18 protein-coding genes are annotated in these 19,303 nt (G+C 42.4%); 17 read left to right on the forward strand and 1 reads right to left on the reverse strand.

Translation table 11 applies throughout. The annotated features are described in order from the left end of the window. Positions 1-92: 92 nt before the first annotated feature. The gene (locus ABC765_RS05170) at positions 93-263 is read right to left on the reverse strand and encodes a hypothetical protein (protein WP_270359956.1); all 171 of its coding nucleotides are present in this window, start codon (positions 261-263) and stop codon (positions 93-95) included. A 172-nt stretch (positions 264-435) separates the two neighbouring features. On the opposite strand from ABC765_RS05170, the gene ABC765_RS05175 reads away from it, so the two are divergent. From ABC765_RS05175 to ABC765_RS05255, 17 genes are all read left to right on the forward strand, one after another. Then, positions 436-894 (forward strand): helix-turn-helix transcriptional regulator, encoded by a 459-nt coding sequence (locus ABC765_RS05175; RefSeq protein ID WP_270359955.1) that lies wholly within the window; start codon positions 436-438, stop codon positions 892-894. Between the two features lie 4 nt (positions 895-898). Further along, a complete protein-coding gene (locus ABC765_RS05180; protein ID WP_270359954.1) occupies positions 899-1,246 on the forward strand; it encodes a hypothetical protein in 348 nt (115 codons plus the stop codon). A gap of 53 nt (positions 1,247-1,299) precedes the next feature. Then, positions 1,300-3,504: a phospholipase D family protein gene (locus ABC765_RS05185; RefSeq protein ID WP_347963580.1), complete on the forward strand. Its 2,205-nt coding sequence runs from the start codon at positions 1,300-1,302 to the stop codon at positions 3,502-3,504. 118 nt (positions 3,505-3,622) lie between these two features. Next, positions 3,623-4,621, forward strand: a complete 999-nt coding sequence (locus tag ABC765_RS05190; RefSeq protein WP_347963581.1) for a hypothetical protein — start codon at positions 3,623-3,625, stop codon at positions 4,619-4,621. Positions 4,622-4,623: 2 nt separating this feature from the next. Continuing rightward, entirely contained in the window at positions 4,624-6,969 is a 2,346-nt protein-coding gene (locus tag ABC765_RS05195; RefSeq protein WP_347963582.1) for an exonuclease domain-containing protein, read from the forward strand. A 139-nt stretch (positions 6,970-7,108) separates the two neighbouring features. Beyond that, on the forward strand, positions 7,109-8,110 hold the full coding sequence (locus tag ABC765_RS05200; protein WP_347980872.1) for a hypothetical protein: 1,002 nt from the start codon (positions 7,109-7,111) through the stop codon (positions 8,108-8,110). Between the two features lie 27 nt (positions 8,111-8,137). Beyond that, positions 8,138-8,878, forward strand: coding sequence for a hypothetical protein (locus tag ABC765_RS05205; RefSeq protein WP_347963584.1), 741 nt, complete (start codon positions 8,138-8,140; stop codon positions 8,876-8,878). Between the two features lie 135 nt (positions 8,879-9,013). After that, the gene (locus ABC765_RS05210; protein WP_347963585.1) at positions 9,014-9,787 is read left to right on the forward strand and encodes a hypothetical protein; all 774 of its coding nucleotides are present in this window, start codon (positions 9,014-9,016) and stop codon (positions 9,785-9,787) included. A 571-nt stretch (positions 9,788-10,358) separates the two neighbouring features. Then, positions 10,359-12,155 carry a hypothetical protein gene (locus tag ABC765_RS05215; protein WP_347963586.1) on the forward strand — a complete coding sequence of 599 codons (1,797 nt, stop codon included), beginning with the start codon at positions 10,359-10,361 and terminating at the stop codon, positions 12,153-12,155. A 218-nt stretch (positions 12,156-12,373) separates the two neighbouring features. After that, the gene (locus ABC765_RS05220) at positions 12,374-13,042 is read left to right on the forward strand and encodes a hypothetical protein (RefSeq protein ID WP_347963587.1); all 669 of its coding nucleotides are present in this window, start codon (positions 12,374-12,376) and stop codon (positions 13,040-13,042) included. Then, positions 13,020-13,700 (forward strand): hypothetical protein, encoded by a 681-nt coding sequence (locus ABC765_RS05225; protein WP_347980873.1) that lies wholly within the window; start codon positions 13,020-13,022, stop codon positions 13,698-13,700. Before ABC765_RS05220 ends, ABC765_RS05225 begins: the two co-directional genes overlap by 23 nt. A 74-nt stretch (positions 13,701-13,774) precedes the next feature. Next, positions 13,775-16,303: a hypothetical protein gene (locus ABC765_RS05230; protein ID WP_347963589.1), complete on the forward strand. Its 2,529-nt coding sequence runs from the start codon at positions 13,775-13,777 to the stop codon at positions 16,301-16,303. A gap of 5 nt (positions 16,304-16,308) precedes the next feature. After that, entirely contained in the window at positions 16,309-16,575 is a 267-nt protein-coding gene (locus ABC765_RS05235; protein ID WP_347963590.1) for a hypothetical protein, read from the forward strand. 27 nt (positions 16,576-16,602) lie between these two features. Further along, a complete protein-coding gene (locus ABC765_RS05240; protein ID WP_347963591.1) occupies positions 16,603-17,358 on the forward strand; it encodes a Fic family protein in 756 nt (251 codons plus the stop codon). Positions 17,359-17,493: 135 nt separating this feature from the next. Continuing rightward, the gene (locus ABC765_RS05245) at positions 17,494-17,784 is read left to right on the forward strand and encodes a type II toxin-antitoxin system MqsR family toxin (RefSeq protein ID WP_347963592.1); all 291 of its coding nucleotides are present in this window, start codon (positions 17,494-17,496) and stop codon (positions 17,782-17,784) included. 14 nt (positions 17,785-17,798) lie between these two features. Further along, complete coding sequence (locus tag ABC765_RS05250; protein WP_347963593.1) at positions 17,799-18,722, forward strand: type II toxin-antitoxin system antitoxin SocA domain-containing protein; 924 nt, start codon at positions 17,799-17,801, stop codon at positions 18,720-18,722. A gap of 115 nt (positions 18,723-18,837) precedes the next feature. Next, positions 18,838-19,254 (forward strand): hypothetical protein, encoded by a 417-nt coding sequence (locus tag ABC765_RS05255; RefSeq protein WP_347963594.1) that lies wholly within the window; start codon positions 18,838-18,840, stop codon positions 19,252-19,254. Positions 19,255-19,303 lie beyond the last annotated feature (49 nt).

Genomic DNA, 19,303 nt, shown 5'->3' on the forward strand with positions numbered 1-19,303 from the left:
GTGATTATATCTCGAATTTCTGTTAAAATAAAAATAACGCAACTGTGAAGTCGCGTTATCAGGTTTATTTATTTACAAGAGGCGATCGGCTATTATTCAAAAAAGTAGTCGATTGCCTTTTTGTGTTCCTTGCGGCCTTTCCAGGCGTAGTACAGATAGGCAACCAAAGTGAAAATGAGTACAGCTGCCAGATCATACTTGTGATCGGCTAGTGTTACTCCTAGCAGAATTGACAAAAACGTAATGGTAAAATGGTCAGTCATAATTATATCCCCTTAGACGTTTATTTTATATAGAAAATGTTCACTACTATGAACGTTTTCTATATTTTTATTATACTATCATTAGTGCAAAAATCAATATATTTGAATAATATTATTGAAAAATGTTCACTATACTGTACAATAATAATAAAAAGTAAGAGGGGCATAGATCATGATTTTTAATCGCTTGAAGATGCTGCTGAGCGAACGTGAGCTGAGCATTACACAAGTAGCTAAAGATACCGGCTTATCACGGACAACCTTAACCTATATGATACAAAACAACTCTAAGGGCATTCAGCTGGCCACGCTAAACCAGCTGTGCCAGTACCTGCATGTGCAGCCAAAGGATTTGCTGGAATACTACCCGTTTGACTTGCACTGCGAATTTAACAGAGATCAAGACAAGGTTACTGTTGCCGCAGCGATTCTGGAAAATGGCCAGGTTATTCAATCCGCACAAATTTCAGGAAAGATTACTAATATTACTTGTCGGATTGCTTATTCTGATCTGGAACTTCATTTTGCCAACTATTTTAGTCAATTATCTGTCTTCGCCAAGACGTTGATGAAAAATGATTTTGTGGCGTTAGCAGGTAAAGAGCTTGGCTGCTCTATTGAATTGAGGTGAGCAAATGTTAATCTTACGTGGCCACTTTACTGCAGCCGAACTAGCAAAAGCTTTTGATGTTTCTGAATCTGAAGTTAGAAAGGTTGCTGGTGATAAAATTCCATTTAAACTAATTGGCCAGACGCGCAAGGCAGTATTGGGAGAAGGAGTCTCTGAATATATCGGCAACAACTTCACGGTTCCTGAGTGCTGTCGGTTATTGGGCAGATCGCTATCTGATGATCCAAAGGGTGCCTTTTTAGGTATTACCATTTATGGTGATCCAAAAGGAGATCATGTAATTCCACTTGAAGATGTGATTCATGGCTACAATCTATATCTTAATGATATTGATGACGGATATTGGGACTGATCGTGATTAAACTTGTTTAATGGCTATAATTGTCAATTAAGGGGGTGACTATAATGTTAAGCATATATGATTTAAATAATCAGGTGATGCTAAAGGATTCTGATTTTTTTAGCTTAACGAATGGCTTTGATACTTTTAGTGGCGTATCTTTCGTAAGCTCCTTCAAGATCCTGGAAAAAGAGCTGTTGCCACGATTTAAAAATATTAAGCTAATTTTAGGTATGGAAGATCAGAAGACCGGCCAAAGTCTAAACCAACTTTTTGATATTTCTCGTCGAGTTAAGGAAATTAAGAATGCCAGTGACGAATTCATGAAACGGATTTCTGATGGTACGCTTCAGCTTCATTTTACAAAAGATCACTTATTCCATAGTAAATACTTTATTTTAGAGAATGAAAATAAATTTGCTATTTTTAATGGGTCAATGAATCTAACCAATAAGGCGATACACGATAATTATGAAATGCTTTGGCTGTACCGGGGAGATAAGAATAATAGTGCTGACTTTTCGATTTATAAGGATCATAAAAACCTTTTTAAGCACAATTTTACTTTTGATAGTACAGAGTACATAGATCGAAAGATTATTAAACAGTTAGGCAGTAAAACAACTTATGCTGAAATTACAGCAGTTGTTACAAATGATGTAATTGATAAACTCGGCGATAAAACAGTTGTCGTTAGTCCCTCGGCAGTTAAGCAGCTGGTTAGCAGTAAAATTGATGGCGAAAGCAATCTCTTGATGAAACGTGAAACCGTAGAGATATTGAAGAATACCTACACAAAAAACGGAAACCTAAAACGTAATTTAGACCAGGTAAAATCAAGCATTAAAAAAGTTACCTACCAAACATTAAATAAAACAGTTACTAAAGAAATGAAGGCCAGTGACTTATATCCAAAACCGATGTGGGCATATGATCACGATCAGATTATGGTAAAAGATGATGGCGATGAATTATTTCACCCGCTAACAATTAATAGTGATCTAGTTACTAGAGATGACGTTGAAACCTTTATTGACATTATTAGAAGCTTTAAATTAAACAAGGAACATGATGAAAGTCACCAAGCTTTGTCAGCTTTTCTTTATTTAATGACGGCGCCATTAATTTGGAAGATTCGCGAAGAAGTCTATCAAAAGTCTAACTTTGCCAAAAATCCTGATCAGGTTCCTATGTCAATGGTGTTGATTGGACGTGGATCAACTGGAAAGACACTACTATTATCTAAATACTTTAAGCCATTTGTTGGTGATTGCTCAAAAACTATTCAATATACCGAGATCAATGGCTCTAATGCGCGTCCAATTCCTGCTATAAATTTCCTAAGTAACTATTTAAAATCAAAGCGTTTCATATCACCAATGATTGTTGATGAGTTGAATGGTAATTTTCTAAGTTATAAAGATGCCATTCAAGCTATAAAAGATTGGTCCTCGCTTCGGATTGTGAATGGGGTTCATAATGTGAACATCTTTGCCATGAATCACAATAAGGGAGATAAACCTATTAACAACCTTGAGGAAATTACCAAACGAACATACTATTTATCTTTTACTTCAGACTGGAAATTGGACAATCAGCAAGAAATTCCTTACAAGATTTTGATCAATAATGTAAATGATCATATCTACCGTTATGTAACGTGGCATTTGAATGAACGATTAAATCATCTGAACGGTAATGAAGAAAGTCATTTAATCGATGACTACCTGTATTTAACTAAAGATATCCTCTACAATTTATTAGATAAGTTTGGTCAGGCTGAAAAGCTTCCAAGTCAAATTTGGGAAAATTACGACTATAAGAGAGATTGCAATAAGACTAACTGGCGAATGCTGATTCAAAACGATAATTTTGAACATGTTTCATTCATTGAGGGTAAAGATAACGTCTTTAATGTCGCAAAATCTATTTTTAACAGTTTCAAAGGTACTTCTTATGAAAATATCAATGAGAGTTTAGATAACTATTACAATATGTTTCCCAGAAAAGAAGGTATTGCTTTAGAGTTGTATGATAGCGGTATGCTACTAGATATTGATCGATTCGATCAATTTATTGGAGAACCGTTAATTAGAAACTATTACAACAAAATTCATAGTAATGAACGTCAGCAGATACAGTTAGAAACTCTTCTTGAACAGCAAAATAAGCAAAATGAAATTTTAGTGCAAACTATGAGTAAATTGGCAAGCAGTCAGAATCAACCGGTTAAAAAGAAGGGCTTCTGGTCAAGGCTCTTTGATAAATAGAGTTCATATTTTCTAATCAGTCATTAGTCAATCTAGTGGCTGTTTTTTGTTGGTCAAAGATTGAATCCTGAAAATTCCCGTTATCCTAGAGCTAAGAATCAAGGAAAGCGGTGAGAAGATGCTGAATCCAATTGGCTTGTCAATGCACGAACTCGGGCGGATTATGACCAGCCCGCCAGCAGCGGCGAACCAGGGTATCTACCTGGCTCATGATCTAAACAGCAACCACTATTTTGTTTTGGACCGCTTAAACAATAGTGATCTGAGTCAGCAGCCATTTGAGTTTGAAACGTTTGATGACGCTTATGCCTTCTCGAAACTAAGGGAGCGTGGAAACATGGATAAGGAAAAGAAACAGGAAAAAAAGGTCTCGCCAACAGAAATTGAACGGTTTGCCGTCAGTCGCAAGGCGCAGCAGCTGCTGAAAGACGGAACGCAGACCATTGATGCAATGGAAAAGCTGGTTGATCGGGTCAGTCCAGTAGTGGACTATGGTCGGGTCAACAGTTTGCTGCTGACGCAGGCCAGTCCGGAACAGGGCTTTATGACGAAGCAGGCCTGGATCCGTCATGATAAGAACGAGGATTTAAAAGGCGTTGATTTTGATCAGCTCGAAGGCGTCAAGGTATTCGTACCAAACGCTAAACAGCCTGGTCAACCCGTTACGTTTGACGTTGGTAAGATGTATTCTGCCGATGAGATTGCTGCCAAGTATCCTAACGTCAAAATGCCGGCACAAGCACTGGTCAGCCAGCGCAATCTCATGCACCAGTCATCAGAACCAGAACGACTGGGAGCAGTGGTTGATGCCCTGCGAGAACTGAGAGTGCCGAAGCCTGACTGGGTATGGGGACGCAATCAGATTCATGCCGTGCAGACGCATATGGCACGCCATATGGCTTTTGCCAGCACTGGACTGACGAATCAGTCTTTCCATTTCAGTGCTAGTGAGCGCAAGGCTATGGCCAACCTGCAGCCTGATGAGCTACAGACGATGTTTGTCAAGTCGGTTAGCCTGGCCAGTAAGATCAATCGGACGGCCAGCCGCAAACTGTATCAAATGAAGACGCAGCAGAAAATGCAGCAGCCAGTTAAGACTAAAGCAAAGGAGCGCTGATTATGGCAGAATACGGAGAATTAAAGAATCTGCAGGCATTTTTAAATTATTGGAATTTCACGGCCGACAAGTTTGAACAGCAGAACGATATTTACGGCCGGCTGACAGGAGCAATTATCCGCGACTGGGTATACGACTACACTAGGGAAGGCGACTTTTTGGTTGAAAATGGCGATCTGGATTGGTTAGTCAAAGGATCGGCGTCAGATGATCAGAAATTAGCGGCATTTGATCAGTGGCTTGGCCATAACACGGCAAACCCAGCAATTGTGCCGGCAATTCACGACTATCTGGCTGAACACCGCCAGGAGATTGATCAGGAGGTCAAGGATCACCAGCTGACCCTGGACAACGTAACTGATGATTCAGCGGAACGCTACATGGAAGTCTTGGAAAAGATCAATGATCAAAAAGCGCCAAGTCCGGAGCTGATGCTGGGCTGGGCTGGCAGCTATGCGATCAAGCAGGACAGCGAATGGCAAATCCATGGTACTCATGCGGCCTTGGAAGAACTTGAGGCTGATCAGGTCGGCTATAAGTTTGCCGGCGATTTAAGAGATGCGCCGGATGATGCGCCCGTACATGCGACGCCTGATATCCTCCTGGCGCCGGAAGAAATGTCAGTTACCACCAAGCAAGAGCTGATGGAATCGGCGCAAGAGGTTTTACGGAACAATGATCTGCCTGATACCGAGTACAACTGCTACTCAATGGCAGAGACCATCTTAGAAGCAACCGAATGGACGCACACTGGGATTTCAGCAGAAGAGGTCAGCATCGATCTGCGTGAAAATCCGAAAAATTATAATCTGGACGGTATGGCAGAACGCGATGCGGTCGATAAATACAATGAACGCTTTGCAAAGCTTGCAAGTCACTATGGCCTTTTAGCGGCACCTTATGATGAGAAGACCAATTATTATACTAGAGAAGTTAAGACCTACTTATGGCTGAAGGATAAGTCATTGCGGGAAACTGATGATCGAATCATTGTTGCCGATTTTGACGAGATTATGGACGCTAATGCCAACGATACACTCGATCGGCTGGCAATGAAAAAAATGGCTGAATCTGCCAGAGCCATTGAATCATCGGCTGAATACGATCTGGATAAGGATAAGATCGATGAGCGCTATCAAGAAATTGCCAAAAAAATTGAACACGATCTGAAGACAAGCCCCAAAGTCATCAGCTATGATATGGAGACGACTGGCTTTGATCCGCAGAACGATGATATTCTGCAGCTGTCAATCGTTGATGGCGATGGCAATGAACTGTTTAACAAGCTGTTCAAGCCAACGAAAAAGAACGAGTGGCCAGAGGCGGCCGCCGTCAATGGAATCACTCCGGAGCGCGTGCAGGACTGCCCAGCATTTCAAGCTTGGACTGGTCAAGTGCAGGAGATTTTTGACCAGGCCGATGTGGTAGTCGGGTACAATCAACGCAATTTTGATGATCGTTTTTTGAAAGCAAATGGCATCAAGATTGATCCCGCTAAAGAAAATCATGACCTGATGCTGGAATTTGCCGAGGCCGTTGGCGAACCGAATCCTTATCCAAAAGGCTTCAACAAGACGCCTTACAAGTGGCAAAAGCTGGGGCAGGCTGCCGATTTCTATGATTACGACTGGGGCAATGAACATGCTCATGATAGTCTGGCGGACGCGCGGGCGACTGCCTACGTCTATCGGCAGATGAATCCAGAACGGCCGGTGCAGCCAAAAGAAATGGCCAAACAGTACCTTAACTATCTGCATCATGCCTATCCAAGCTATGAGAACGCACCAGCTGGAATCAGCAACAGTCTGAGCATGCTGCGCGATATGTCTGACTATCTGTACTATGAACAGCGGACGCCACGGTATACGCCACGCCAGCTGCAGTCGATGGTGCGTCAGGGCTTAGAAGAGCTAAAGAAGCAGCAGGAACGGACGCAGGAAGTTATCTATCATGATGAGCGGGTTGAAGCTGTAAAAAAACTGACACTCACTGATGATGCCAGTGATCGGGGCGGCAAGGCCTATGCAGATGAAACAGCCGGCGACTTCATGCAGACGGCATTTGGCAACCGGTCCGACGTCGATTTTAAAGAACTGAATCAAGTCTTAAAAGAGAGTGGAATTAAGCCGCTTGCTGAACCGCTGGCCCAGCAAAAGATTGAACGGGCAGCCAAGGTCTTGGCAAAAAACTATGCTCAGGATCAAACCAGCATGGCAGTAGCCGAGTATCTTCAGAACACTAAACGGCCAATTGCTCAACGTTTGAAGGTTGCGAACAATATCATTGCTGCTCGCCGGCCACATGCCAAGCCAATTTCCAATTCCAAAAAGCAAACCAAGGAACGTTAATCGAGGAACCATTACTCAATTGAGTGATGGTTCTTTTTTTAACCTCGTTCCAAGGTTGGAACGAGGTTGGCCAGAGGTTGGCCAAAGATTGAATTTTCTTCAATGTAGATAAGCTCGATGTAGTTAAATTTTTAAAGGAGTGATGGCAATGGTAGAGGGGCCTGAAGTCAGCTATTTGGCAGGGGTTGATAACAGTTATGCTGAAAAGGTTGGTAACAGCTGGACTATCCATGGTGCCAAAGCAGTTGATCGGCAAGGAAAAAGTTGCCGCTTCTATAAGCTGCAGAATGTCGATGATCTAGGCAGCTTGCCTGATGATGTCCCAATTTTTGCAAGCTGGAATGATAATACAGCGATTATTCCAGCTTCGGTCAAGCCAACCACTAAACATGATTTGGATAAGATGGCCACTGATGCCTTGACAATATATGCGTATGGATTATATCCAATCAGCCAGCACAATACAGAAATTGTCGCGCAGAGTATTCTTGAACAAAGCGATATCAAGAATTACCGGACTCTCGACGTTGCCGATGGTTCCTGCTTGTATGACACTTATTGGAACGTCATCGATGATTTAAGAAAGGGCCAGAATGGCAGATTTCAAACGCTGGATGGCTGGTTTCTTGATCCAAGAATCAACCAGGTAAAGTCCAAACCACTGGTTCGTGATGAGTCGATTGAAACCAAAACCAAAGAATTTAAAACGGTGGCCGACTATCTAAAGGACTACGAGTTCTATGCTGACCGACAACTGAATCCTGAGTTTCTAAATTGGAACTTAGAGTTGAATGGCTTTCAGCGATTAGATAGCAAACGTACCGTCCCAAAATATACTTACACCACGCCTGATGGAACATTGCAGACGATATCGGAACATAAGCTGCTGCAAAGGGCAATCGAACTGGTGGAAAATCACTATGCTGATGACGATGTAAAGACCTCTGCTTTAAAAGTATTAAAGCAGAAACCTTATAGCGAGGATTACCAAGCTCAGCGATTAAAACTAGCCACGCAGATCGTCGAAAAGAATGATCGAATCAAACTGGTGCCAATCGAAAAAGGATTAGCAGATCAGGTAGAGCATTTGATACGAAAACCTATGGCAAAACAGATTCAGCCAAAAGCAAAAGAACGCTAGTTAGTTGTGAGAAAGGAGCATTAAATCATGCAGAAAGAAAGCCAGGATTTCGTAACCGAAAAGATGCTGACTGAATATGCCGATGATGTTTTACGGCTTGCTGATTTACCCAGAACCGATCGCAATATAAGTCTAATCACAAAAGAACTATTAGATGATGCCAGTTCCAGCAATATTCAGGCCGCCCATGACAACCTAATTAAAAATATGTACAAGGATCGGACTAGGCAAAAACAAAATTCGCAGCTGGATGGCTTTTACAAGGATCCCAGAATTGATAAGCGCAAGAATAAGGTGCTTGAGGCAGATAGCACGGCTGCGGCGACGCTCCCTAAAGGTGCCGGGCAGACCCTAAATGATTTTCTTTTGAATGCCTATACGCTTGAAGATGGTGATCTGAACCGTGGAATTCGGCAGCTGGACTACAAGAAACTGAATCAGAGCCTGGAAAAAATGGGCTTTGAGTGTTTGGTTAAAAAACACCGCAGGCCCAAGTTTGGCACTATTATCAATGGTCAAAAGCATATGCTATCCGAACATGACGTTCTCAGCTGGGCGCTGGACGCAGTTGAAAACTATTACGTACAGGATCGGACGGCGGTTTTCATCAGTAATTATCTACGCGATTCGGCCAACAATTCAATTGACAAACGCTTGAAACTGGCAATCAAAGTAGTTGAAAATACTCAAAACGTTAGATTGGTGAAGTTGAATCGAAGTCAACGCCTATCAAAGAGTATGGCCCAAGCAAAAGCCAAGGAACATTAACTAAGGAACCATTGCTCAATTGAGTAATGGCTCTTTTTTAACCTCGTTCCAAGGTTGGACCGAGGTTGGCTAAAGATTGATTTTCTGAGCCGCCGTTTAGACTCAAAGGCAAAATCAATAAAGCGAGGGACAATTATGAAACAGCAGGATCAAGTCAAATATGTCTTTAATGATGGGATTGAGCCGATTGCATTTACAAAGGATCAGCTGATCAAACAGGCTAACGCGGACGGCTATGAAACCAGCAGACACCCCGATTCAATGGCGGCATCTATTGAGGCAGCCGAGGATCTTTATGACACCAAGTTTAAGTTTATGGTTAAGCCGTTAGTCCGCTTGGAAAGAATTCATGAAGATGATGCTGTACTGATGAACGTGGTTGATCTGCACGATCAGCAGCTGCCCGGCTTTGAAAATCAGGACAAGGCCATTGAAATTATTGGCGATTACGGCATGCCAGGAGATACGCATTTGCTGATGCCTTATGATCAGAAAACGCTGAGCATGCTCAAGAGTTTTGACGACTATCAGGAGCCGGAATGGCAGCAGGCTTTTGACCGGCAGCTGGCAAAAGCACCGGAACATGCCGGCAGTCAAGACTTGGAATTGCCGAAAGTTACGGCTGATGAAGTCAGCAAGATCGTCTACGAGAAAGAACAGCCTGAAGATCTTGAAACGCAAAAGAAAATTGATTATGCCAAGCAGATTCTGCAAAAAGACTATGTACAAGATCAGACTAACCAACAGGTAACGAAATTTTTGGATAGCAGCAAGGTTCCGCTAGACAAACGGGCAGAACTGGCGAGTCGAATTATTAAGGGCCGGCAAAACAGGCAGAAACAGACTAAGAATCAGATTGCCTATCAAATATCAAAGGTCAAGCCGCTAAAGAAGGAGCGGGAACGATAACAAAAAAAGCGCCCGTGATGGACGCTTGGAAGCTCTTTACAGGTTTTAATTTAACGCGTGACGTACAGCATGCTGATTACCAGTAACACGCAACGGGCAAACCTTTTTTTGAGTCAACCACCATCGACTAAAGACGATGGCTTGTGGGCAAACACCCCAGTATTGAGTATCCGAACCACAATTTGCATAGATACGGACGATTTACTCAAACAGCCGCAGTTGCTTAAGCAGTGATCATCTAATTACCAATGCCTTTTACGTCCCCAGGTTGCCATAGGGACGATATATCAATAGTTGTTAGATAGTTAGCCTTATAATGCTGTAATTACTCACTTTGGTTCTTAGTGATGCAGTTACTAATTAAAAACGTGGGTACACTATTGCCATATCAAGCCCCAACTCTTTCCCGTTAAGTATAGCATATTGTAGTGTTAGAGTCATTGCTTGAATTGAGTAGTGGATCTTTCAACCTCGTTCCAACCTTGGAACGAGGTTGGCCAGAGGTTGGCCAAAGATTGAATTTTCTTCAGCGCAGATAAACTAAAGATAAACTTTTAAAGGAGTGATGGCAATGGCAGAGGAGCCTGAAGTCAAGGTCGTAGATTTCGATGATGCTGCACTTTTTGATATCAACGGTCTGCGTTACGAACTATCATTGGAAAACAGTCATCTGATTCAGAAGGTTGATGAGCGACTGGCGAAGATTCCAGCAAAAAAATACGATATGAAAGTATTTACGATTACCGTGCCATATCTGTTTGAGGTGCCGGGGTTAGACAAATACCTTGATGTTAATCTTTCAATCGACTGCCAGCCCTGGGACTATAAGCCTGATAGCTACTATGTAAGCACCAACTTAGGAATCGAATCAGCCAGACTGCGCGATAAGCGAGAGGATGAACGCGTGGAGGCTGAAAAAGTAGTCGTTTCGGGCGATTATGAAAAGCGTGAGGGACTGGGCGATAGCTATGCAATCAAGCAGAATGGCAACTGGGTAGTGTATGGCGCGTATGACGTGGGTGACAATGATTATTTTGCACCCTATCATAATAGCGTTACTTACAAAATTAAAGATCTGGATGACTTTAACAAGCTGCCAGATGACGTCCCGGTATACGTTTCAAGCTTTACTCAAAACAATATCGCTTTAGCAAGAGAAATGGATGAATGGGACCTGGAGCATGTCTTTATTACCAAAAAGCAGGTCTTAAAAGACGCAGCAGCTCTCTTGAAAAAACATAATCTACCAGCTACGCCGCACAATCAAGCATCGATTGCCAAGGAAATGATCAAAAAAGCCGGGACGAGTGACTATCATCAAGATCCGGCAATCGAATACACGAATCGCGAAATTGATAAGTGGGACTACCAACGATTGAACAGAACACTGAAGTATGAGGGACTGGACCTTATTGAGAAACGGCTTCAAGGCGAAGGCGAAAGCTATGCTGAAGCGTTAACCGATGGCCGATGGGCAGTGTTTGGCACGGCGGCAGCCGATGATAGTCTGCCATCTGACAAAAAGACTTATAGACTAAAGAATATGACAGATCAGTTAGATAATCTGCCGGCTGATGCGCCACTGTTTGTCCATCCAGCGGTCTTTGAATACCGAGATATTGTTATCACGAAACCTGATAATGCTGATTTCGTCACCAAGAAGCTGCTGATGGATAAATCCAAAGAGTTGCTGACGAAACTGGACTATCCGGAAACCAAGAAAAATCTTGATATGATGGTCAAAGAACTGCTTTCCCAGGCTGATTATGGGCGATACGATGCCGGCAGCTACGATATCCAAGTCTGGAGTTCTGGAATTGACGAACGAGTCCACAAGGGTAACGAGAACGAAAAGTACTCGCAGCTGGATGGCTTTTACAAGGATCTGAGAATCGAAAAAGCCAAGAATCAAGAATTGACTGAGGATAGCAATGCCAACAACGGTCTGAGGTTTGAGGGTGAAACACTGAACGATTTCATTCTTACCGCATATGGCAAGAATCCTGCAAAGCTGCGGAATCTGGACTATAAACAGTTGAACAAGAGCCTGGAACGGGCGGGACTGGTCCGACTGGATAGGAAACGCTTTACACCAAAATTCGAAGGTATCATCAACGGTCAGCGACAATTGCTTTCGGAACATGATGTGATCAGTCAGGCTCTGAAGACCGTTGAACGGAACTATGAGGCAGATCAAACCAAAGAACGAGTTATGGACTATCTGCGCAATGCCTATGGCAACCCACCAAAGAAGCGACTGAAATTGGCAATGAAGATCTTGAAGAATACAGGAAATGTTCAATTGCTGCGCAAGCTGAATGTGCAGAGTCAGCCAATGATTTATCCTAAGAAGGCAAAAGAACGCTAAAATAATATTTTAGCTGTATTCTATACATCAAAATGATGGCGGATGTGTTAGTATATGTTTAGACCTTTTGCAGGTCAAAATATATTCCCTAATATAGAAACGTTTTTTTCCAATCAGGCGTTGGCTGGCTTGTCCGGCTGACGCTTTTTAATAGCCCTAACGTTATTTTTGGTATTATAACAATACGGAAAATAACATTTGAAGAAAGGTACGGAAGCATGTTAAAAACGATCAGCAAGATGCAAATGGTTGAGGAACGCTTGCGGCAAGCGTATGGAGATGGCTTGTTTCAACGCAAGGATATTAACGCAGTTGAGTATGGCACTACCGATGCTGAGATGACTACAATCTTAAACCGGCTGCGACAACAAAATAAGTTGGCCGACTTTGGCGTTTCAGGCTTGTATCAATTCGTTAAATGGAACAACGATTTAGGCTTACCAATTGAAGATACTGCAGGACTGAATGAGATTATTGACTATCTGTATTTAAGTAATAATAGTGGTTATATCTATGGTGCGGATCTGCTTGAATGGTTGGGATTGAGCAATCAGATTGCCAGAGTCATTACACTGACAACAAATAACGTTAAACGAAAAGTCACGAAGCGGATATGCAACGTTGGTGTCGAAATTAAGCCAGGACTTACTAAGATAACGAAGGAAAATCAAAAATTTCTGTCAGCATTAGATACCGTCTTAACTCCGGGCATGCTGGCAACTGACAACTTTTCTTCTTCAGAAATAATAGATAAATTAGCTGCTTATGCTTTAAGCGATGGCATATCTTTGAATGAGATAAGGGAACTGATAGTAAAATTACCCAGTTCTAAGATAAAAAAGGTTATTAAAGAAGGCTTTTATGATGTGCTGGTTAGATCCTATTAAAATTCGAATGGTTGAAGAGAATCTATTTAAAAAATTTGGATATGGTCTGTTTCAGCGTAAAGATATCAACGCAACTAAGTATGGCATTACCAATGCTGAGATGACCACGATCTTGAATGAGCTGCAGCTCCAGGATAAACTGGCCAACTTTGGCGTTTCGGACTTGTACCAATTCGTTAGCTGGAACAATGATTTAGGGTTTCCAATTGAAGATACTGCGGGGCCTGAAGAGGTAGCGGATTTCCTATATCTGAGAGACGACGGTGGGTATTATTATGGGAATGATCTTCTACTGTTTCTTGGTCTAAGTGATCAAGTATCACGTATGAAAACAATTGCGTCGAATAACGTCAGTAAAAAACAATTTATCCAGATCTGTAATGCGGATCTAATGGTTAAGCCGGCTTTAGCAAAAGTAACGGCAGAAAACAAAAGGTTTCTACAAGCTGTTGATACGCTTCTGACTCCAGGCATGCTGTCTGTTGACGAGTTTACAGCCAAAGAAGTAGTTGGCCGACTTGCTGATTATGCAAGTGAAGATAGCATTTCAATCAAGAAAATAGAATCAATCGTCTTCTCTTTGGATGAAAAAAGCAAAAAGAAGATTCTGACAACCGGTTTTTATGATGCTCTGGTAGATAAAAAGCGATTTAGCTAGGCCTGGCCAAAGATTGAATTTAGCCGACTCATCTTATCGTAGATATAAATAAAACTATGATGAGGTGACTAAAAATGGCTGAAGAATTGACCAATCCATTGACCAGTCTGCTGAAGAAAAAATATGGTATTGCTGCACCAAGCAATGTGCTGCGCTTTACCGAGAAAGACACGCTTTTTACGGCTTGGCGCAAGACGGCGCAGTTTATTTACAAGAACGGGGAGTGGTCAGATCAGGACTACCTAGACGCAATCATGTCTACCTACGAACCAGGTACTTATAAGAAAGCCTATGCAGTTGGCAAGGAAGGCGATAAAGACTTTTTTGGGGTTGGTGAGAGTGAGAACATAGAACGAATTAAAAAGGTTGTAGCGCATGATACTAAAGACAAGGCCACGCCAGCGGATCTGAAACTGTATAAGGTTAAGTTTGAGAATTCTCGTGATCAATACTTCGTGATTGATCCAACAAACCATCTGACTTCTAAGCATAATGCAAGCTACCATTTCACTAATGACCCAGGACTTGGCAGCTGGAAGCTGGGTAATGCCAACTTAACAATCGGCTATGCCAAGCTCAAGGCAGACGTTTTAGCTGAGTTTGACAAGAACAAGGACTATTCGCCTGAAGAAAAAGCCAAAATCCGGCCAGTGATTGAAAAGAAGCTGCAACTTTTGGAGAATCCGGAATTTAGAAAATACAATCGCTTTTACTTTGAAATGGAAGAATACGGCAACTGGACGCACGATGAATTCATTGCCAAAACGCAGCCAGATCCGCACCATGCCAGTGATAAAGATAGCGACAAATACCGCATTTACGTGCAGAACACCAAACTAGGGACCGTTACACACACGATCAGAGAGGCCGACTATCAGGAAGCTCGAAAATCAAACCTGGCTTTGAAGTTTCTGCACGACTACTTGGCAGATACGTATAACCTGGTCATCGAACAGCACTTTGAGCGCGATCTTGACAAACAGACGCACGCTCGCGCCTGGGAGCAGAAAAAACAGATCAACAAAGAAACCCGGGCGATGATGGATAAAACGCAGCTGAAGCAGTATTTTAAGGCCGTTGAGCTGGATAACGACGTAGACCTGGATCTGTATAAGCAGCTTTCACCAGAAATGATGCGCCTGCTGAAAATTATGCCGGCTGGGGATCAAAAGCCGATTCTGCGTCTCCGTAAACTGGGCAACTACAAGGCAAAAGGTATGTACGTACCCAGCAAAAATACGCTCGTTGTTGATTTTCGGCGGCCTGGCGAGATCTATCAGAATATGGCTGATGGAACGGGAACGGCCGGCTATACCTCGTTTGTCCATGAGTATGGCCACTACCTGGATCGGCATTTGACGGCGGATGATAAGCCATTGTCAATTCAGCCGGAGTTTCGCAAGATTCTGCAGGCCTATCAGAGAAATTTCGATGCCAAGACCAAGGGAACACCACTGGAAAAGCATGCCGGCTACTTTAAAACGCCGACTGAGGTTTTCGCTCGGGCTTTTGAGGTTTACACCAAGCAAGCAGGCCTGAAGTCCAACCTAATTGCCGATTCATATCATAGTCTGGAGTATCGGTGCATTGACCTGCCAATCTATCAAGACTTGAAAGCCTATTTTGACAAGCTGCCTGGCTTTGAGAACCTGGCTAAGAATCTGAATCAGGATCTGTCAGTGGTCAAAGAACAGACGCAGCCAAAAGAACCGACAAAAACGAGTGAACGTCAATCAGAGTCTGACACGGCTGAATCAAAAGCCGACACGCAGGAGAAACCAGCTGAAAAGCCGGCTGCACAACGGGAATCAGGTCAAGGCAAGGCAGAGGAAACGATTAAGCCTCAAGAGAAGTTCCTGCCCAGCGATGCGCGGCAGAATTCAGCGGAATTGGCGGACTATCAAGAGCTGAAGAAGTTTGCGGTTGATATCCTTGATAAATGGACGCAAACGCCAGAACGGCTGGAGAAGCTCATTGACGCCACGGGATCACGGCTGCTGGAAAACAATCCGAACCGTGTGATCGAATTTGACCAGTGGCAGACTAAACGCCTGCCACGCTTGGTGTCAGAACAGAATCTGCAGATGATGGAAGTCGATCCAGCTAAATATAAGGCTGCGTCAATTCGCGGATTTGAGGCACTGCCGCTGCATAAATGGCAATCAAGCGAACTCTATGATTTGGACGCGCTGCTCAATCAGGCTGATCATAGTGGACCTGACTACAAGCAGCTGCAGAAGCTTGAAAAAATGGCCAGCGAAAAGGAATATAACCGAATGGCAGCCAATGTACTGAGTCAAAAGCTGGAGCAGAGCGGGATTCCGGATCCTGATGATCAGACGCTGAAACCCGTTGTACGCATGGTTGCACATATCACGCGCCATGAGCTGAACGATGCGCTAACGGAAGGCAAACAGGAGCCGTTTAAGTTTACGCCGGCCGAACGTGAGCTGCTGAAAAAGACGCCGGCAGAAAAATTAAAGGGACTGTATTTATCCTCGACAAAATCCACGCAGACGTTTTACAATCAGATTGCTAAACCGAAACAGCAAGAACTCGCGCCAACGCGATCTTTTGCAAAGCCAAAGCGAAAAGAGAGGTAAGTTAAATGAATACGCCTGTAAACACGCCTTCATTGGATCTGGTATCAATCGAAGCCATCAACGGCAGCATTGCAACGGTCCAGATCATTGGACTGGACAACAAGTTTGAAGCCATCATTCCCGATGGTGCTGACGTTAAGGTCGGCGAGATCTACAGCATTGCCATGGACTACAAGCATCTGATTGCTGGCGACAACATTCCGGACGAGGATGTTGACAAGTTTGAACGTCTGCAGAAAATGGCGGAGGAAGCCAAACGTAACAAAGATTAAAAATTTTTATGGAAGGGAATGGTATGTATGGACAATACAGCATTGGCCAGATTTATCACGTCTTTCGGGAGTTTGAACGGCTATGGCAGCTCCGTAGCGCAGACGAAAAAAGCGCTTGATGATAGAAACACCAAACCCTTGGAACAGTCGGAAAAAGATATCGGTATTTTTAAAGACGCATTGGCAGGAATTGCCGCAATCAAGAAAAACGGTTTTTCTATTGATGACATTATCGCGATTAATAAGGCGTTTGTGTTTGCTGAGGACGAAGATCCGGAAATTCCAGGGCACTTGCGTAACTCGCTGTACAATACCGATGATAATATTTCAATCATTGTTGATAAATCATCGTCATTTGCCTATTTTCCTCCTGAAGTGGTAACAAGACGGGATTTAGAAATGATAGTCAATGGCTTCAATGGCTCCAAAAGAACCGAACGTGATGCCTGGCAGGTCTTTGCGAGACTGTCAAAACTGCAGCCATTTCAGGACGGCAATAAGCGGACGGCACTGATTGCGGCTAACGGGGCAATGAACGTCTGGAATAGCGAAAATTACCTGGTTCTGCCGTTTAATGATCTTGATCGAGTAGAGTATATGGTCAACTTGATGCGTTACTATCAAGCCGAAACGCCTGAGGAAGAAGACAAATTCTTTAGCCGAATGATGCGTCTGCTGCCATCAAGCAAAGAAAGAGCCATCCAACTGCACAATCCAGTCATTGATCCGTTGGCAAAGACTCACAAGGTTAAGACTACGTTCAAAACAGGTCGTGAAAGATAGAAAAGCACTTTCCATGATTTTGGAAAGTGTTTTTTGATTTGTCATTATATTTAATAACAATTGCTACTAATTAGTAGCAATTTTTTGTAAAAATATGATAAAATTAGAAAAACTAATGGCATAGGAGAAGCTTGCATGGATATTTCAGAAGCATTGGCGCGGTTAAAGTTTTTAGTGAGCCAAGGACAATTCCAAATAGTACGGCGCCGTAAAAGAATGGCAATGCCAGTACCTGTTAGCTTAGCTAAGGAGTTGGTAAGGCAATTAACCATTAAAGATTTTGTGAAGCGTGAACGCAACAGAAATAATCCATTACAATTTGTCTGGATTTTTAAGACTACTGATGGTCAGACTTATTATATCAAGTTTCTTTTTACCGATGATTGTAAAAAGGTTATATTCATTAGTTTTCATGTTGATTATTGAAAGGAGCTGTTAGCATGGTTTACCAAAAAGATTACACTACTATTTACAAAATTAATGGCCGTGAATACGAAGTTACCGCTCCAGCACTTTTTGATAGTGAAACTGGTGAAATGATTCCCAATCTAGAATTAGATGATCAAGCGGCGGAGATTGCTCGTGCACAATATCGTAAGGATATGGGACTGATATCGCCCACTGATTTGAAAATGTATCGGGCAAAGGTTGGACTTTCTCAACGAAATTTAGCGGAGTTGACCGGCTTAAGTCCTAACACAATTGCTTTATACGAAGCTGGAGCTTTTCCTACCAAGGCAAATAACCATCTTTTGAAAACATTAATTAATAATGATGGCGTTTTGAGAGATTATATGTGTGATTGTTCAAATAAGTATTCTGACGAACTTATTTCAAAGGTTAACGCTTATCTTAAACAGGAAGATTATTTAGTGTCAGACTCATCAATTACTCCCAAATATACTGCGGTTCAATTGACTAATTGGCTACGTGTTGAAAACTATTTTGAACGTGATTTTGACATAAACGTTGATCCTTTGACACAAATGAAGGCGATAAAGTTACTTTATTTCGCATATGGAAGATTTTTGGTATCTACACGTAGCAAACTGTTTTCTTCTCCAATCATTCATTTTCAGTATGGTCCTCTTATTACGGAGGTTCACGAAGAATTCAAAGGCCAAAGAGTTTTAGACATTGATAAGCCGGATGAGGGAGCATTTGAAGACTATAATTTAGTCGCACAAGATAAAGAAATTACTGAGCTTCTGACTAGAGTTAATAATGATTATCTTAATTACAGTGCTTATTGGTTAAGTCGGCAGACCCATCAACCAGGTTCTCCTTGGAGTATGACTCCAGAACATAAAGTCATTAAAGACCAATTAATTTTTGATGCCTTTAAAAATGGTGATGATTGTTAAAATAATAGTATTTTAAGGATCAGCTAAGTGGCTGATCTTTTTTACTTTTGTAAAATAGTTTATACTATAAACGTAAAGTGTAAAAAATGTTACAAATACGAAAGAGGGGGTACCCATGAGTAGTTTGACAATGACGCAGAAAGCCGAGTGGGTTTTGGATAAGGCCCGCAAAAAGTCAGGAGCGGCATTCCAAATATCCAAGATATCAAAAATGACGGGAATCTCACGGCCGATGATCTATAAGTATATGGCCGATCCATTACTGTTGACGGAACGATCAGCAGAACAGCTGTCATATTATTACGATGAACTGCATAAGTCGATTGCCGGGCAGATGCTGCAGGTACAGATTGCTCGGCAGCGGTTTAAGGATACGCAGGCTCGGATGGTTAACATGATCAAAGAGGCTAAAGAAGAGACGCAGCTGGATTCCTACACGGAACAGGTTACGGACGTGTTGATCATGCTGCTGCAGAAAAAAGATTCTGAACTCCTACACGTCTTGATGGAATATCTGGGCGACGACGAATAAATCATCATAAAAAAATTGTGTTAAATTGTTTACATTTATCGTTTTAGAT

This window comes from Limosilactobacillus sp. WILCCON 0051, assembly GCF_039955095.1.
GTDB classification, from domain to species: Bacteria; Bacillota; Bacilli; order Lactobacillales; family Lactobacillaceae; genus Limosilactobacillus; species Limosilactobacillus allomucosae.

Coding starts and splice junctions, on each gene's coding strand:
- ABC765_RS05250 (WP_347963593.1), top strand. CDS start 17,799: ATGGTTTACCAAAAAGATTACACTACTATTTACAAAATTAATGGCCGT.
- ABC765_RS05230 (WP_347963589.1), top strand. CDS start 13,775: ATGGCTGAAGAATTGACCAATCCATTGACCAGTCTGCTGAAGAAAAAA.
- ABC765_RS05245 (WP_347963592.1), top strand. CDS start 17,494: ATGGATATTTCAGAAGCATTGGCGCGGTTAAAGTTTTTAGTGAGCCAA.
- ABC765_RS05235 (WP_347963590.1), top strand. CDS start 16,309: ATGAATACGCCTGTAAACACGCCTTCATTGGATCTGGTATCAATCGAA.
- ABC765_RS05190 (WP_347963581.1), top strand. CDS start 3,623: ATGCTGAATCCAATTGGCTTGTCAATGCACGAACTCGGGCGGATTATG.
- ABC765_RS05210 (WP_347963585.1), top strand. CDS start 9,014: ATGAAACAGCAGGATCAAGTCAAATATGTCTTTAATGATGGGATTGAG.
- ABC765_RS05240 (WP_347963591.1), top strand. CDS start 16,603: ATGGACAATACAGCATTGGCCAGATTTATCACGTCTTTCGGGAGTTTG.
- ABC765_RS05255 (WP_347963594.1), top strand. CDS start 18,838: ATGAGTAGTTTGACAATGACGCAGAAAGCCGAGTGGGTTTTGGATAAG.
- ABC765_RS05225 (WP_347980873.1), top strand. CDS start 13,020: ATGTGCTGGTTAGATCCTATTAAAATTCGAATGGTTGAAGAGAATCTA.
- ABC765_RS05215 (WP_347963586.1), top strand. CDS start 10,359: ATGGCAGAGGAGCCTGAAGTCAAGGTCGTAGATTTCGATGATGCTGCA.
- ABC765_RS05175 (WP_270359955.1), top strand. CDS start 436: ATGATTTTTAATCGCTTGAAGATGCTGCTGAGCGAACGTGAGCTGAGC.
- ABC765_RS05170 (WP_270359956.1), bottom strand. CDS start 263: ATGACTGACCATTTTACCATTACGTTTTTGTCAATTCTGCTAGGAGTA.
- ABC765_RS05220 (WP_347963587.1), top strand. CDS start 12,374: ATGTTAAAAACGATCAGCAAGATGCAAATGGTTGAGGAACGCTTGCGG.
- ABC765_RS05180 (WP_270359954.1), top strand. CDS start 899: ATGTTAATCTTACGTGGCCACTTTACTGCAGCCGAACTAGCAAAAGCT.
- ABC765_RS05205 (WP_347963584.1), top strand. CDS start 8,138: ATGCAGAAAGAAAGCCAGGATTTCGTAACCGAAAAGATGCTGACTGAA.
- ABC765_RS05195 (WP_347963582.1), top strand. CDS start 4,624: ATGGCAGAATACGGAGAATTAAAGAATCTGCAGGCATTTTTAAATTAT.
- ABC765_RS05185 (WP_347963580.1), top strand. CDS start 1,300: ATGTTAAGCATATATGATTTAAATAATCAGGTGATGCTAAAGGATTCT.